The sequence below is a fragment of the Butyricicoccus sp. AF18-9LB genome, from assembly GCF_027684505.1.
GTDB lineage: Bacteria > Bacillota > Clostridia > Oscillospirales > Butyricicoccaceae > Agathobaculum > Agathobaculum butyriciproducens.
On sequence record NZ_JAQCWA010000003.1, the window covers coordinates 36,433 to 51,788 of the forward strand.

Consider the following 15,356-nt stretch of genomic DNA (forward strand, 5'->3'; position numbering starts at 1 on the left):
TGATAGCCGTGGCAATCGAGGTAATGCCGGAGTGGCTTGCATCGCTGGACGAGGAGGACGTGTCGTTCATCAAAAAATTCGTGCTGGCGTCGGGTTCGCTCAAGGAGGTCGCGGGCATTTACGGCGTGACCTACCCGACCGTGCGCCTGCGTCTGGATCGTCTGATCCAGAAGATCAGGCTTGGCGAGCAGGCGGACGAGGAGCCGTATATCGCGCTCATCAAGCGTCTTGCGGTCAAGGACAAACTGGATTTTGACACGGCGAAGCTGCTCATCAACGAGTACAAAAAGCTGAGAGAGGGGAATAAATAATGCAGATTGCAACGGTTTCTACAATTATTTCGCTGATTTTTCTGATCGCGTTTGTCGCGGCAATGATTATTTTGCAGGTCTATCTTTCCAGACGGGAGAGTAAACTGCCGGGACTGGTACTGCCTGCCATCACGTTTTCGGGTGAGCTGTTCATCCTGCTGAACGTGGTGACGAATGTGGTGATGACCTCGGTGGCTGACAATGCGGTTGGCGGAGTGGATTCGTATGACGTGTTCGTGACGGTGCTCAACACGGTGCTGACGCTGCTCGTTATCTCCATGCCGACCATCGTGCTGCTGGTAATCTACTTCCTCTGCCGCAGAAGGATGAACCGCAAAAAGCAGATCGAGAAGATGAATATTCAGGATTTGTGAGTTTTTCGCTTACTTTGAGCGAGGGGATTCGCCGTCTGCGGACGGCGGGGATTTGCCGCGCCCCGCGGCGGGGAGTGCGCTGACGCCGCGCGGGCGTACAAGAGGGTAGACAACCTGCGGTTTTCCACCCTCTTGTAAATCTCCCCTTTTCCCTTGGAGAGTCTGGCGCAGATTGCCGACATGTGACCGCTGCGAAATAGGGGAACGGCAGTCGGGTTACCGTTGCGTGGCTCTCTCCACCTTTTCGCAGTTCACAGACAGCGTACTGCTACACATAAGATTAAGTCCACGCAGAGGGCGGCATGACAGTGCCGCCCAATTTTTTTGCGCGTTATACCGCCCGGCACCTGCGAAGATAAATTGTACCGAATGCTTAATTCGCAGGTGCCGTGCGTTACAACATGCCAAAGTGTTGCGCGACACTGTTATGTCGCGCCTGCGTAGAGTAACTCGCCTGTGTAGCAGTATGCTATCTGTGAACTGCGAAAAGGTGGAGAGAGCCACGCAACGGTAACCCGACTGCCGTTCCTCTTTTCGAAGCGGTCGCCGGTCTCTGGTCTGCGCCAGATTAAGAAGCAAGGGAAAGGTAGGAGTTCAAAGAGGAAGGAAAACCGCAGGTTGTCCTTCCTTTTTGCCCACCGCCGTGGGTACGGCGTCGTCCCCGCCGCGGGCGCGGCGAATCCCCGCGCTCCGCAGAGCGCAGCTCCCCGCTGAGGTTCAGCGAAAAACTCCCCGCCCGTCAGGGGCGAACGCGCCTGCGGCAGTTCGTGTGCCCCGGTCAGCCAGTGCAGCAAAAGGAGCCGCCCGTCAGGGGCGAACCCGCCTGCGGCAGTTCGTGTGCCCCGGTCAGCCGGTGCAGAAAAGGAGCCGCCCGTCAGGGGCGAACACGCTAACGCAGTTCGCACACCCCGGCTTTCCGGTGCAGAAAAGGAGCCGCCTGTCAGGGTCGAACCCGCCTGCGGCAGTTCGTGTGCCCCGGTCACCTTGTGCCGAGAAAAGAAAAGCACCGCAGAATTGCTTCCACGGTGCTCAAAGTATGCACTTTTACTCAAATCGCAGCAGCGTATCGACATCCTTACGCGCCGGAGCCTGCGGGTCCTGTGCCGGATGACCGAGCGCGATGAGCGCGGCCACTTCCTGACCCTCGGGAATTTCCACGACCTTGGCAACCTCGGCGGGATCGTAAATGCCCATGATGACCGTGCCGAGACCGAGCGCGTGCGCGGCAAGGCAGAAGGTCTGCGCGGCAACGCCCGCGTCAAAGGACTGCCAGTGGGCAGCAAGCGGGGTGCTGAACGAGCCGTCGCGCTCGTAGCCCGAGCGACCCTTGATCATGGTCAGCACGACCAGCGCCGGTGCACCGTGCGTGGTCTTCTGGTTGAAGGCGAAGTCCAGCATGCAGTCGTCCGCCAGCTTGTCCTTCTTTTCCTTGTCGGTCACAACGATGTAGCGCGCGATCTGCGTATTCTTCCAGCTCGGCGCAAAGGCGGCAGCTTCAACGACCTGACGAACCTCGTCCTCGGTCACAGGCTGCTCGGTGAACTTGCGGATGCTTCGGCGGGTTTTGATACATTCCAGTGCTTCCATGAGAATATCTTCCTTTTTAGAGTATGTTTGACTTTATTATAGCAGAGCAAAAAAGCAAGTGCAAGTTAATTATCCGCCATTACCTTAATATAGTAGCGGCGATGGCGCGGACCGTCGAACTCGCAGAAATACACGCCCTGCCAGATGCCGAGGATGGGCTTGCCGTCCTCGATGAGCACGGTCTGGCTCGGGCCGACATAGCTGCACTTGAGGTGCGCGGTCGAATTGCCCTCGGCATGCCGGAACTCGCGCCGGTCGGGAAACGCCTCGCGCAGACCGAGCAGCAGGTCGTGCTGCACATCCGGGTCAGCGTTTTCGTTGATAGTGATACCGGCGGTCGTATGCGGGCAGTACACCACGGCAAGGCCGCTCTGCACGCCGCTTTCGCGGATGACTTCACGCAATCTGGCGGTGATATTGTACATGCCCTCGTGATCGGTCGAGATGGAAAATTCCCTGGTTTTCATGCTCATTCTCCTCGGCTTTCGTGCAGATAGGTCGCTTCCAGATCGGAAAGATGCAGCTTTACGGCAAGCGGGTACTTCTCGAACGCATGCGCGAGTGCGAAGCTGCCGCCCTTGACCGACTCGTCAAAGCCGCCCATGTGCCAGCGCACGGCGATGGCCTCCTCAGTGCGCAGCCGCATGAACCGCTCGATCAGGAATACGGATTTTTCGCCGTGACCATACGGAAACTGATCGTCTACTGCGTAAACCGGCACCTTTTCCCACTCGCCGCGATCGTTTTTGCGGTTGCGCAGCTCGGTCTTGTAGAAACCGGCCTTGCACAGATCGTGCAGGAGCGAAACGATGGTGTAGCTTTCCAGATCGTCGGTCTCGGGATTGAAATGCTTGGAGATCAGCACGTTGTACACGTTGAGCGAGTGGTCGAGCAGACCGCCCTCATACGCAGCATGGAACCGCGTGGACGCGGGAGCCGTGAAGAAATCCGTGCCCTCAAGCCACGCAAGCAGCTTTTCCGCGCCCGGACGATGGATGTTTTTGTTGTAGGTTTCGATGAAAATCTCTTTATTTGACATGTTGTTCCTCCATTCGGGTGCGGGCAAGCCGCAGAAGCGTATCCCGCCGATTGTCGGTTCGGCCGTCTATCACGGCATCCAGCAGGGCGTGCAGCATTTCACCGACCGGCCTGCCGCGCAGACCGAGCGCCTGTAAATCAGTTCCGTTTACGGCAAGCTGCCGCAGCGAGAAGCATTGCTCCTGCGCGAGCACGCGGTTCAGCAGCGCTTCGGTCTCAAACAGCTGCGCCACATAGTCGCGGCTGGTGCCCTGACCGACCGCATCGCCTTTTTTGATCGCCAGCAGGTCGCGGAACCGCGCCTCTCCGATGCGCGACAGGCTGCGCCGCACCAGCTTTTCGTTGTCACCGAGCGGTGTGTCGTGCCGCTCGACCAGCAGGAGGATGCGTTCGGTGTCCGCGCTTGAGAACCGCAGCCGCGGCAGGAGCTTGCGCGACAGTGCAAGGCTCGCTCTGGGATGTCCCCGGAAATGCCCGATGCCTTGCTCGTCCACGGTCTTGCAGGCGGGCTTGCCGCTGTCGTGCAGCAGCATCGCCCACCGGAGCACCGGCTCGGCCGGTACCTGACCGACCGCGCGCACGGTGTGCTCCCACACATCGTATAGGTGGTGCGGATTCTGCTGCTGACAGCCCTGCATGGGCGCGAGCTCGGGCAGGGCAGAGGTGATAAGGTCGGCATAAGCCATCAGCGTGCGCTGCACATAGCGGCCGCACAGCAGACCGGTCAGTTCCTCACGGATGCGCTCGGCGGCAATGCAGTCCAGGCGATGCACCTGCCGCCGCATGGCAGCGGCGGTTTCCGGCTCGATGGCAAAACCCAGCTTGGATGCGAACCGCAGTCCGCGCAGGATGCGCAGCGCGTCCTCCTGAAATCGGGTGTCTGCATCACCGACCGCGCGCAGAACGCCGTTTTTGAGGTCGGTTTGCCCGCCGAACGGGTCGCACAGACCGCGTTCCGGGTGCCACGCCATTGCACCGACCGTGAAATCTCTTCGTGCCAGATCCTCACGGATGTCGGTGACAAAGCGCACGCCGTCCGGATGCCGTCCGTCCGAGTAGCCGCCCTCCGTGCGGTAGGTGGTAATCTCGAGCGGGCCGCCGTCCGTGAGTACGGTCAGCGTGCCGTGCCTGAGTCCGGTCGTGAGCACACGCGCGTCCGCGAACACGGCCTGCATCTGAGCCGGAGAGGCGGACGTACACAGATCCCAGTCGTGCGGCTCTGCGCCGCGCAGGCTGTCGCGCACGCAGCCGCCGACCGCCCACGCCTCAAATCCGGCACGCTCTAATCGCCGGATGGCGTGTGCCGCGTGTTCGGGCAGCTGCATCACTTTTTGTCCTGCTTCAGCTTGTACGAGCTGCCGTCCGGATTGATAACCACCGTGTGGTCCAGCTGTGCCTTCAGGCTCTTGCGGAAATCGGCAACGTACTCTGCGCGGAGCTCCTGCTGCTCCTTCTTCTCCGCGTCGGTCAGTCCTTCGGTCTTGGCCTTTTTGGCAAGCGCGTTGATGCGTGCAATTTTTTCGTCTGTCATATTGCAAAATCTCCTTGATTATCCTTATGCTATCTTTATATTATATCAAATTTCTATCCGTAATGAAAGCCTTTTGCGGACGCTGAGCAGCCGTTTCCGGTTATACCGCTGAATCCACGCGAACGGCAGATTCGCCAGCTGAATCGCAAGCGCAATGACCGCATACCGGATGAGCCACGCCGTCCGGTCGGCGCTCAGCAGACAAAAAACGAGCGATACCCAGCCGAGCACGCCGATCACATAATGAATCACCTCCGCGCGGCAGGTGATGAACAGAAAACGGTCAAGGTATGCCGTATCCCGCCCGGATTTGAGGTGCCGCTTGTCAAATTCGGGATTAAACTGCGGCAGCCGGTCCTTCCATTTCGGCAGACCGATCTTGCGGAAAACCCGCATTTCCCAGTCGGAAACCGTGAAAAAACGCCGGTTTGGGTCGAACCACCGTGTCTGCACGTCCTGCGGCAGAGCGCACACTGCGCCAGCCGTACCGAAATGCAGTCCGACCCAGAACGCTGTATTCAGCAGGGTAATGAGCAGATCCTTCATGCGGTTTGCCTCCCTTCGTACTGCCTCTATCATACCATGATATCGCTGTTTGTTCAACCGAACCGCCTTGACCGACAGGCTTCTGCATGCTACAATAAGTGGAGATTCTTCTACGTTAAATCATAGTAAAGAGGTAGTCTATATGAAAATCGAAACAAAATGCCTGCATGAAGGCTACAAGCCGGAAAACGGCGGTCCGGGCGTCATGCCGATCGTGCAGTCCACCACTTACCGCTTTGACTCGACCGCAAAGATCGCGTCCCTGTTCGATATGCCGATGGAGTGCATCTATTCGCGCTTTGCCAACCCGACCTGCGATGCGGTAGAGAAGAAGATCGCGTCCCTCGAGGGCGGCGTCGGCGCGATGCTGACTTCCTCGGGTCAGGCGGCATCCCTGCTGTCCATCCTCAACCTGTGCTCGGCAGGCGACAGCTTCATCGCGGCTTCCACCATCTACGGCGGCACGATCAACCTGTTCGGCGTAACGCTTAAAAAGCTCGGCATCGAGTGCATCTGGGCGGACGCAGAGGCAAGCGAGGAGGAAGTGCAGAAGCTGTTCAAGCCCAACACCAAGGCTGTGTTCGGTGAGACGCTTGCAAATCCCGCTCTGACCGTGTTCGACATTGAAAAGTGGGCGAACATCGCGCACAAGAACAACGTGCCGCTCATCGTGGACAACACGTTCGCAACGCCGGTGCTGTGCCGACCGATCGAATGGGGCGCGGATATTGTCATCCACTCGACCACCAAGTACATGGACGGCCATGCCGTACAGGGCGGCGGCGTGATCGTGGACGGCGGCAAGTTTGACTGGGCGGCATCGGGCAAGTTCCCGGATTTCACCGAGCCGGACGAAAGCTACCACGGCGTAGTCTACACCCGCGAGTTCGGCGCGATGGCATACATCATCAAGGCGCGTATGCAGCTCATGCGTGACTTCGGCTGCTATCCGGCGGCGCACTCGGCGTTCCTGCTCAACCTCGGTCTGGAGACCCTTCCGGTGCGTATGCGTCAGTACTGCGAGAACGCGCTGACCGTTGCCAAGTTCCTCGAGTCGAGCGACAAGATCGCATCCGTTCGCTATCCCGCACTGCCGGGCAACGAGCACTACGAGCGTGCGCAGAAGTACCTGCCGCTGGGCACCTCGGGCGTTATGTCCATCGACATCAAGGGCGGTCGCGCTCCGGCGATGAAGTTCATGGACAGCCTCAAGCTGGCGTGCAATGAGGTTCATGTTGCCGACATCCGCACCTGCGTGCTGCATCCGGCGTCCGAAACCCACCGTCAGCTGACCGATGAGCAGCTGGTTGCCGCAGGCATTGAGCCGGGCATGGTGCGTATTTCGGTCGGTCTGGAGAATGTTGAGGACATTATCGCTGACCTCAAGCAGGCGCTTGACCAGATTTAAGGCAATACCGCATAATTGAACAAGAGTGATTTGCGAGTAAATTTTGCGTACTGACGAGGCACAGTTTTGCGGTAATACTTGATGTATTACCGTGAAACTGCAACAAAGTCAGGACACAAAATTTCCGCAAAGCACCGCCGCTTTAATTGTGCGGTGTTGCCTTAATTTTACAGCAAAACAGGGTGTGTCAACGGACATGCCCTGTTCTTTCAGGAGGAAACTATGCGTATTCGCTCTATCGAGGCATCCGACCGCGAATTTTTTATCGACCGCTGCCATGCGTTCTATAAAACGCCTGCCTGCGACCATGAAATCCCGCAGCAGAACGCCGAACGCACGTTTGAGCTGCTCCTGCACGGCACGCCGTATGCGGACTGCCTGATTGCCGAGGACGAGAACGGACAGCCGTGCGCGTACTGTCTGCTGGCGCTCACCTGGTCGAACGAGGCGGGCGGTCTGTGCGTCTGGCTGGAGGAAATCATGGTGGATGACGAGCAGCGCGGCAAGGGCATCGGCAGCAGGATTATTGCCGCGGTGCACGAAAAGTACAACACAGCCGCGCGTTATCGTCTGGAGGTAACGGAAAGCAACGTGCGGGCAAGTGCCCTCTATCACATGCTCGGCTTTGAGGATTTGGAGTACAGGCAGATGATACTGGACACGCCGCCGCTCGGCTAAGCAGATTGTTGGTATTTTTGTCACAAACTTGTTACAAATTACCTCTTGATTTTGTGCACTAAGCGCACTATAATAAAGACATCAAAAGGAAGGAAGGTGGGTCCGATGGACAGTGAAATCCAGCAGTACGCGGGAGATATCCTTGCACATCCGCGTTTTCAGCAGCTTCGCACGTTCTGTCACCACGGACTGGACAACTCTGTGTATGACCATTCCGTTGCGGTAGCGGAAGCAGCCTGTCAGATCGCCCGCCTGATGCGTCTGTCGGAGAGCGAAACGACTTCGGTTGTCCGTGCCGCGCTGCTGCATGACTTTTTCGGCTATGACTGGCACGGCGAGCGCTTTCGTCGCTATCTGAGCCATTTTTCCGGCGTGCACCGCATTGCCCACATGCACGGGTTCATTCACGGCCACATCGCAGCCGACCGCGCCAAGCATACCTTCGGTCTGTCCGAGCGGGAGTGCGAAGCCATCGCACGGCACATGTTTCCGCTGGCGGCCATGCCGCGCACGCGAATCGCGTGGATTATCACCGTGGCGGATAAAGCCGTGGCGTCCAAGGAAATGACCGCCGCTGTCGGCGGTTACGTCTCGCACGCGTACCATAAAATTTTCGCATAAAAAAGCACCCGATCTCCATTGTGTCTGTTGGAGATCGGGTTTTTGTTATTCGTAGATGGAGTCGATGATTTCCTTTACCTCATCTACCGAAAGCGGTGCAGAAATCAGCACTTCATATTGGTCAATCATGGCAACCGCGTTGATTTGCTCCAGATTGTGCATGATGTACCATGTGGCATTTGGTTTTTTATATTCGATAACCGGACGGTCGTCCTTTTCGATGCCACCGGCACTGCCGTTTAGTGGAACTTCAATGAGTACCAGAATATAAGGACCGTTAGGGTCGGTGGGTTTGGTATAAGAACCGACAAAAGTTACTCGATCGGAGAGATAATCTTTTGTGATTTGAATTTGGGGTATGGAATACGCAGAAGGAATTTTAGTAGGTGCCATTTTCTGTTTTACACCGAATTCCGCTAAAGTGGTTTTCAAATCCGCATTGGTGATATCGAAATACTCCATAACGTGCATTTCATTCCAAGTGGACTCGGTTTTCTCTAAGTTGGTATCGGACAAATCTGTATCCGGTACATCTGCATATTCCGGGTCTACTTCTTCATGTACCGGTATCGGGTTTGCCTCCGAACCGAGCGGTGCATTCGGGTCATACTCTACTGTACTATCTTCCGGTGCATGGTTTTCCTCATAGCTTGCCGATGTACCATCCGGAAAATGCGTATAGCCGTCCTCGGTGGTCTCAAAATCGTCATGTCCGCTCTGGAAAAAGCCGAACGTCTCGGAATCCCACATCGCCGCATAGTCGAACGGATTGTGTCCGGTAGCCAGCGCAAACACGGTTCCTGCGGCGAAAACAGCCGCCGCGACAACAAAAACGCGGTAGCACAGCCGCCGCCCGCGGTGCGGCTTGACGAAAAATTCCTTATGGTCGGCCTTGAACTTTTTGAGCGACGCTTCTGTGTCGATTTCCGGCGCGTCCGTCTGCGTCTGCAAATACTGCTCGAGCGCAGGCAGAGCCGCATCACCGTTTTCGCAAACCGCGTCCATCAGCCGGAACAGCTCGTCAATCTGCTTAGAATCCTGCATTGTCGTCACTCCTTTCCATAAGTTCGGCGCAGTGCCGCCGTGCGCGGCTGTACTGGCTGCGGCAGGCGGTCTCGGAAATGCCGAGTTTTTCCGAAATGGTGGAATAGTCCATGTCCTCAGCGAGCCGCAGGGTGAGAATGCGCTGTTCGGACGCGGATAAGCCCTTTGGCAGCATGCCGGAAAACGGTATCAGCTCGGGTTCGGCTGCACGCAGAATGCTTTCCTCAAGCGGCGCGGCCGCGTGTCTGCACTGCGCGCGGTATTCGCTGATGGCGTTGTTTTTCAGCACACGGAACAGCCACTTGACCGGCTGCTCGTGCTCCATCACGCTGTTTATCTTTGCCAGCAGGATGAGAAAGGTGTCGGCCACAATGTCCTCGGCAATATCGCGGCTGCCGACAATGGGCAGAACAGTCTGCACCATCATCCTGTAATACTTTGTATATGATTCCTCGAAAAAGAGGATTTGCTCCTGTGTCAATTTGGTTCCCCCTCGGGTTGGAAATGATACCATTCAATTATACAACGCCTGAGCGGGATTTTCTGTGGCAAATTTTTTGAAAAAAATTCTTAGCGGTTTGTTGTCACAAAACGGCGCTCCCGGTCGTTATAATAGTATCAGGAAAATAGATTGACAGAATATGATTTTTGTTGTATACCATAGGTATGGATAGAAAAATCTGTATTTTATTATGTGGAGGGGCAATTATGACTAAGTTCAAGAAAATCGTAAGCGGCACACTCGCGGGCTGCCTGATGGCGTCCGCACTGATGATGAGCGCAGGCGCAGCAAATGTGCAGACCACCGTGATTTCCAAAGCCGGGGTGCAGGCTGCAGCGCAGACTGCGGCACAGGTTCGCACCGCCGTAAAAATCAATCCGCAGAGCGCGGACATCTATGCAGAAGGCATTCCGGCTGCCTTCCCGAGCGAGGACGGCAAGACGGTTTACACGGCGCTGAGCTACAACGGCTCGACCTATATGCCGCTGCGCACGGTTGGCCGCTGGATGGGCAAAAATATCTCGTGGGACAGTGCATCGCGCACGGTATTCCTGTCCGGCACTACGGAAAAGTCCTATCCATGTGCGGATGACGATGCGTACCACAAGGAAGGCGTGAAATATGTCGGTGCGACCGGCACGGCTACGCTCGATAAGGGCGTGAAGGTGCTCGTGGACGGCAAACAGCAGACCTTCAAGAACCAGAAGGGCGAGACGATTTATCCGCTGTTTTACCGAAACTCCATCTATCTGCCGCTTCGCAACATCGGTGAGCTGACCGGCATGGACGTAACGTGGTACAGCGCCAAGGCAGAGAACGACGTGAATGCCATCTTCCTGCGGATGCCGCTTTCGGACAGCAAGCGCGCCGAAATGGAAACCTACGCGACGAACCTCATGAAGCAGCTGCTCGATATGCGAACGGATACGCAAAAGTTCAAGAATTGCGATTCTGAGGTGAAAAACGGCAGCTATACCGACTATGTGATTACCGATAAGGCGGCTGCTATGGCGGCTCTGGATTCCATCAAGCGCAAGGCGCAGACCATCCGCAGCGGCATGACCGAGCAGGCCAACCCGATCCGCTACTACAACAGCAGTCTGATGAACGAACTGGATTTCCTCATCAATAACGCGGATACCGTGATGGACCGCGTGAAGAACGGACGGGTCGTGGTCGGCAGCAGCAACCCGAATACGAGCGTAGTCGATCAGACCGCCGTTATGTTCGGCGCGGATGATACCATGCTTGACTGCGAACGTATGGTTCGCATGCTGCGTCAGAATATGGACAGACTGTTTTAACAGGCAAACAAAAGAAGCTGAGACAAAATCTCAGCTTCTTTTTCATGTTATCCGCCGCAGACCGAGCAGGCGGTGTAACCCTGCCGCTTGGCTTCGGAAAGCGACATTGGAATCTGGCTTTTCTTCAAATACCGGCAGCCGGCACTGTGATATTTGGAGCCGGTGTCCGTGACGTAAACGGTCTCGCTCTGGTCGTCCGAGCTGCTGTAAGCTGCCGGGACGGACGAACTGTCACTCGAGGAACCGCCGGAGGACGAACCGCTCGATGCACCTGCTTTGAGCGTATCTACCTGTTTCTGTAAATCCGCCTTCTGGCTCGTGAGTGTGTCCACCTGCGTCTGCAGGCCGTTCTTCTCCTCGGTGAGCGAAGCCACCTGCGCTTTCAAACTGTCAATGGTCGGCTGGGATTCGTCCGCCTGCGCCTGCAGGTCGGAAACCGAGCCTTCCAGATGGCTTACCTGCGACTGCAGGGAAGCGGTCTCGTTCATCTGCTCCGCCAGATGATGATAATAGGTGTACGATGCACCGCCTAAAATGCAGTTCAGCAGCAGAGAGGCCGCGATTGCAAGTGTTTTCAGCGTGTTTTTGTCAAATTTTTTGCCATCCATAGATGTCCTCGCTCCTTTCAGTCCGGTTTCATTGTATCGCCTAAAATCTGGCTGTGTAAATGCGGCAGAGCGAATTGTCGATATCTGTCGAACGTATGGCAGCACTTTTGCGGCGATGTTTGTATAATTTTCGTGTCTAACATTGAAAAACAGTCGGGAAGTGTGTATAATGGAACTAACTGAAAGTATCTGAGGATATGCAAAGTTATTTCTCATTTTGGAGCGTAAAAATTTATGGCATATGAAAAAAACAGACGCCGTCCTCCGGTTGAGGATGACGGCACGCTGATCGAGGGACGCAACGCCGTCCTCGAAACGCTGCGCGCAGGCCGTGCAGTGGATAAGGTGTTTGTGGCCGAAGGCGCACACATCGGTGATGTGGCGGCAGAAGCGCGCAGGCATCATGTTCCGGTCGTCACCTGCGACCGGCGCAAGCTGGACGGCATGAGCCCGACCGGCAACCATCAGGGCGTTATCGCACAGGCGGCGGCACAGGAGTACGTCTCGCTCGACGATATTTTCCGCGTCGCCGAGGAGCGCAGTGAGGTGCCGCTCATCGTTGTCTGCGACGGCATCGAGGACCCGCATAATCTGGGTGCCATCATCCGTTCGGCAGAGACCGCAGGCGCACACGGCGTTATCATCCCGAAGCGCAGAGCTGTCGGTCTGACCGCAGCTGTCGCTCGTTCGGCGGCGGGCGCACTCGCCTATGTCGGCGTACACAAGGCAAACAACCTTGCGTCCACGCTCGATGAACTCAAGGAACGCGGTGTATGGCTGTTCGGTGCAGAGGCTGACGGTACAGTCGGTCTGTATGACGCACCGTTTGATCGCCCGACCGCCATCATCATCGGCTCGGAAGGACAGGGCCTCAGCCGCCTGACCCGCGACAAGTGCGACTACATCGTCAGCATCCCGATGAGAGGCCGTGTCAACTCGCTGAACGCATCCAACGCGGCGGCTGTGCTGCTGTTTGAGGCGCTTCGCCGACGCACACAGGGCAATTAAGGGGGAAGTGAACATGGATAGAAAAGACGATATGGATCTGGAATCGCTGAAAAATATGCTCAGCGACGTACCGGATACCGATGAATTTGATCTGGATTCCATCATCGCCGAGGTGTCCGGTCAGGCGCCCGCAAAGGCGGCAGAGCCAAAGATAACGGCAGAGCCGGAAAAGCCGGTCGAGCCGCAGCCCGCACCGGCGGCAGAGACCAAGGCAGAGGAGCCAAAGACGGCTCCCAGAAATAAGAAGGATAAAACGGCAAAGAAGGCCGCAGAGACCGCAGCCGCCGCCGAACACGAGTCTGTTGAAGAAGCGCGCGAAGCGCGCATCGCGGCGCGCGAGCAGAAAATGGCAGAGCGCGAGCGCAGGACCGTGCAGAAGATCGCCGAGCGGCAGGCACGCCGCGAGGCCAAGCTGGCAGAAAAGGAAGCCGCCGAGCAGGCTGCCGAGCAGCAGGAGATCGTGGAAGAAGCCGCCGCCGAGGAAGCAAGCCGCAAGGCGAGCATCTCGCGCAAGCAGGCAAGAGCGGCACGCATTGCTGCCGATCAGGCTGAGGAAGAGGAGGACATCAAGCTGGTCGATCCGGAGGCGGCTATGCACGCGGCACGCCGCCGTTCGGGCATTCTGTCGTTCCGGTCGCTGCTGGTGCTGCTCCTTGCCGCAGCTGCCGCGTATCTCAGCTTTGCACCGAGCTTTGAGGCGCTGCCGCTTCCGGTCGTGCTCGATATTCTGCAGAACCCGACCATCGGCATCGGCGCACTGGCTGCCCTGCAGATTCTGGCGCTGCTGATCGGTATTGACGTGTTCGGCAACGGCTTTTCCTCGCTGCTGCACGGCCGTCCGGCACGCGGCACGCTCGTGTCGTTTGCGGAACTGGCATCGCTGCTGCACTGCGCCTCTCTGCTGGTATTTCCGGATCAGGGCGGCGTTGCCGTACCGTACACGGCGGTTTCCATCCTTCTGCTTTACGCCGAAATGCGTGAGGCACGCGGCCGCAGTCTGGCACAGGCGCGTTCCTATCGTGCCGTCTGCGAGGCGGAGCAGCCGCTGGCGGTTTACAGCCACTACGACAGCGAGATTGATGCGTGCAATGCCGTCAAGTGCCCGCTGTACGATGCAAGCTCGTTCCTGACCGAGATCGAGCGCCCGGACACGGTTGACCGCTTCTCGCTCATCTACACGCCGATTGCACTGGCGCTCGCAATCATCCTGTCGCTGGTCGCTTCGTTCAACTGCGGCGAGCCGGTGCGCTTCTTCTGGGCGTTCTCGGCAATCCTGTCGGTGTCCGCGCCGATCGGTCTGCTGTGCGCGTTCGGCGCAAGCTACAAGAATACCGCAAGCCGCCTGCTGCGCTCGGGTGCAGCCATTGCGGGTGCGCGTCAGGCCAACCTGCTGCGCGGCACGGAGAAGGTCATGCTGCTCGAGAACGATCTGTTCCCGACCGGCTCGATCGAGCTTGAGGCCATCGACAATCTGGGCCGTATCACGGACGAGCAGATTCTCGGCTGTGCAGCTGCGCTGACCGAATCCGCCGGTCTGGAACTGGGCCGTGTGCTGACTGATACCACGAAGGAGCGCTTCGGCATCACCTTTACCGCGCGTGACGTGCGTCTGGTCGAGGGCGGTGTAACCGGCGCTGTCGGCACCAGCCGTATCGTGCTCGGCACGGCGGCGCTCATGGTCAAGATGGGCGTTCCGATCGAATCCGGCCATAAGGGTCAGATTAACATGTATCTGGTTGTGGATAACGCGCTCGCAGGCGTGCTGACCATGCGTTACCAGACCACCAAGAATACCTATAAGGCGATGCGCCTCATGCGCCGCATGCACATGAATGCGGTCCTCGCTGTTCGTGATTTCAATATCTCCCCGGCGATGATTGAGGAGGAGTTTGACCTTCGACGCGGCTTTGCCGACCAGCCGGATCCGACAGGCGTGGATCGTCTGCTGAATCCGAATTACGCCAAGGGCGATGCACCGGCAGCTATCCTCACCCGCGAGGGTGCCGGTCCGTTCATGCAGGTGCTCCGCGGCGCGGATAAGCTGGCGGGCGCCGTCCGCTCGGCGCTGACGCTCGGCACGTTCGCCGGCCTGCTCGGTATGCTGATCGTGTTCTACCTGCTGTACCAGAACGCCGCAGACGCGCTTCCGGTGATGAATATTCTGCTGTATCAGCTTATTTGGTACATTCCGGTGTTTATTATTACCCAGCAGACGAGATAAGACATAGAAAAACCTCCGTATGGTTCATACGGAGGTTTTTTACATCTGTTGGCAGTAATTAGGCGGGGCACACGAACTGCGTCAGCGGGTTCGCCCTGTCCGGGCGGCAGCCTTTTTCTCTGCACCGGCTGAGCGGGGTACTCGAACTGCCGTTGGCGTGTTCGCCCTATCCGGGCTGCTCCTTTTCTGCATCGGCTGAGCGGGGTACTCGAACTGCCGCAGGCGGGTTCGCCCCTAACGGGCGGAGAGTTTTTCGCTGAACCTCAGCGAGGGGATTAGCCGCGCCCCGCGGCGGGGCAAGAGGGTAGACACCAAGGTTTCTACCCTCTTAACTCCCACTTCCTTTTATTTCTTAGCCTGGCGTAGATTGCCGACATGTGACCGCTGCGAAAATAGGGGAACGGCAGAGGATTTTTTCTTCCGTAGGGGAGCACAGTGTGCTCCCATGTCCCGACATATTCGCAGCGTCAGATAAATTACTGCTACACAGACCGGAAAGTCTTCGCAGGCGCGGCATAGCAGTGCCGCGCAACTCGTTAGCGCGTTATGATAGACAGCACCTGCGAGGATAAATT

General features: G+C 57.4%; 17 protein-coding genes. 8 read left to right on the forward strand and 9 right to left on the reverse strand.

Going from position 1 to position 15,356, the window contains the following annotated elements; translation table 11 throughout:
• Positions 1-8 precede the first annotated feature (8 nt).
• On the forward strand, positions 9-311 hold the full coding sequence (locus PGY33_RS03295) for a DUF2089 family protein (RefSeq protein ID WP_110437322.1): 303 nt from the start codon (positions 9-11) through the stop codon (positions 309-311).
• The gene (locus PGY33_RS03300; protein ID WP_270477355.1) at positions 311-685 is read left to right on the forward strand and encodes a hypothetical protein; all 375 of its coding nucleotides are present in this window, start codon (positions 311-313) and stop codon (positions 683-685) included. The genes PGY33_RS03295 and PGY33_RS03300 overlap by 1 nt, the downstream gene beginning before the upstream one ends.
• Positions 686-1,729: 1,044 nt before the next feature.
• Here the strand turns inward: PGY33_RS03300 and PGY33_RS03305 are convergent.
• The 6 genes from PGY33_RS03305 to PGY33_RS03330 form a co-directional block, all read right to left on the reverse strand.
• On the reverse strand, positions 1,730-2,272 hold the full coding sequence (locus PGY33_RS03305; protein ID WP_118285105.1) for a nitroreductase family protein: 543 nt from the start codon (positions 2,270-2,272) through the stop codon (positions 1,730-1,732).
• A gap of 65 nt (positions 2,273-2,337) precedes the next feature.
• Positions 2,338-2,739 (reverse strand): secondary thiamine-phosphate synthase enzyme YjbQ, encoded by a 402-nt coding sequence (locus tag PGY33_RS03310; protein ID WP_110437318.1) that lies wholly within the window; start codon positions 2,737-2,739, stop codon positions 2,338-2,340.
• 2 nt (positions 2,740-2,741) lie between these two features.
• Positions 2,742-3,311 (reverse strand): hydrolase, encoded by a 570-nt coding sequence (locus PGY33_RS03315; protein WP_110437317.1) that lies wholly within the window; start codon positions 3,309-3,311, stop codon positions 2,742-2,744.
• Positions 3,301-4,635, reverse strand: coding sequence for a CCA tRNA nucleotidyltransferase (locus PGY33_RS03320; protein WP_118478572.1), 1,335 nt, complete (start codon positions 4,633-4,635; stop codon positions 3,301-3,303). Before PGY33_RS03320 ends, PGY33_RS03315 begins: the two co-directional genes overlap by 11 nt.
• Positions 4,635-4,841 (reverse strand): DUF896 domain-containing protein, encoded by a 207-nt coding sequence (locus tag PGY33_RS03325; protein WP_118478574.1) that lies wholly within the window; start codon positions 4,839-4,841, stop codon positions 4,635-4,637. Before PGY33_RS03325 ends, PGY33_RS03320 begins: the two co-directional genes overlap by 1 nt.
• A 45-nt stretch (positions 4,842-4,886) precedes the next feature.
• Positions 4,887-5,387: a hypothetical protein gene (locus PGY33_RS03330; protein ID WP_118478576.1), complete on the reverse strand. Its 501-nt coding sequence runs from the start codon at positions 5,385-5,387 to the stop codon at positions 4,887-4,889.
• Between the two features lie 142 nt (positions 5,388-5,529).
• Here PGY33_RS03330 and PGY33_RS03335 point away from each other — a divergent pair, with 142 nt between their 5' ends.
• From PGY33_RS03335 to PGY33_RS03345, 3 genes are all read left to right on the forward strand, one after another.
• The gene (locus tag PGY33_RS03335; protein ID WP_270477360.1) at positions 5,530-6,795 is read left to right on the forward strand and encodes an O-acetylhomoserine aminocarboxypropyltransferase/cysteine synthase family protein; all 1,266 of its coding nucleotides are present in this window, start codon (positions 5,530-5,532) and stop codon (positions 6,793-6,795) included.
• Positions 6,796-7,017: 222 nt separating this feature from the next.
• The gene (locus PGY33_RS03340; RefSeq protein WP_118285100.1) at positions 7,018-7,473 is read left to right on the forward strand and encodes a GNAT family N-acetyltransferase; all 456 of its coding nucleotides are present in this window, start codon (positions 7,018-7,020) and stop codon (positions 7,471-7,473) included.
• Positions 7,474-7,578: 105 nt separating this feature from the next.
• Entirely contained in the window at positions 7,579-8,094 is a 516-nt protein-coding gene (locus tag PGY33_RS03345) for an HD domain-containing protein (protein ID WP_119195173.1), read from the forward strand.
• A gap of 45 nt (positions 8,095-8,139) precedes the next feature.
• Here PGY33_RS03345 and PGY33_RS03350 read toward each other — a convergent pair whose 3' ends face one another.
• Together PGY33_RS03350 and PGY33_RS03355 are read right to left on the reverse strand one after the other, a co-directional pair.
• Complete coding sequence (locus tag PGY33_RS03350) at positions 8,140-9,138, reverse strand: hypothetical protein (RefSeq protein ID WP_270477364.1); 999 nt, start codon at positions 9,136-9,138, stop codon at positions 8,140-8,142.
• Positions 9,125-9,619: an RNA polymerase sigma factor gene (locus tag PGY33_RS03355; RefSeq protein WP_118753522.1), complete on the reverse strand. Its 495-nt coding sequence runs from the start codon at positions 9,617-9,619 to the stop codon at positions 9,125-9,127. The genes PGY33_RS03350 and PGY33_RS03355 overlap by 14 nt, the downstream gene beginning before the upstream one ends.
• A 227-nt stretch (positions 9,620-9,846) precedes the next feature.
• Here PGY33_RS03355 and PGY33_RS03360 point away from each other — a divergent pair, with 227 nt between their 5' ends.
• Entirely contained in the window at positions 9,847-10,944 is a 1,098-nt protein-coding gene (locus PGY33_RS03360) for a stalk domain-containing protein (protein WP_270477366.1), read from the forward strand.
• Between the two features lie 47 nt (positions 10,945-10,991).
• Here PGY33_RS03360 and PGY33_RS03365 read toward each other — a convergent pair whose 3' ends face one another.
• Positions 10,992-11,552 carry a coiled-coil domain-containing protein gene (locus PGY33_RS03365; protein WP_270477368.1) on the reverse strand — a complete coding sequence of 187 codons (561 nt, stop codon included), beginning with the start codon at positions 11,550-11,552 and terminating at the stop codon, positions 10,992-10,994.
• A gap of 234 nt (positions 11,553-11,786) precedes the next feature.
• Between PGY33_RS03365 and rlmB the strand changes: the two genes are divergently transcribed.
• Both rlmB and PGY33_RS03375 read left to right on the forward strand, forming a co-directional pair.
• On the forward strand, positions 11,787-12,560 hold the full coding sequence (gene rlmB, locus PGY33_RS03370) for a 23S rRNA (guanosine(2251)-2'-O)-methyltransferase RlmB (RefSeq protein WP_117555164.1): 774 nt from the start codon (positions 11,787-11,789) through the stop codon (positions 12,558-12,560).
• 13 nt (positions 12,561-12,573) lie between these two features.
• Entirely contained in the window at positions 12,574-14,781 is a 2,208-nt protein-coding gene (locus tag PGY33_RS03375; protein WP_118478591.1) for a hypothetical protein, read from the forward strand.
• The last annotated feature ends 575 nt before the right edge of the window (positions 14,782-15,356 follow it).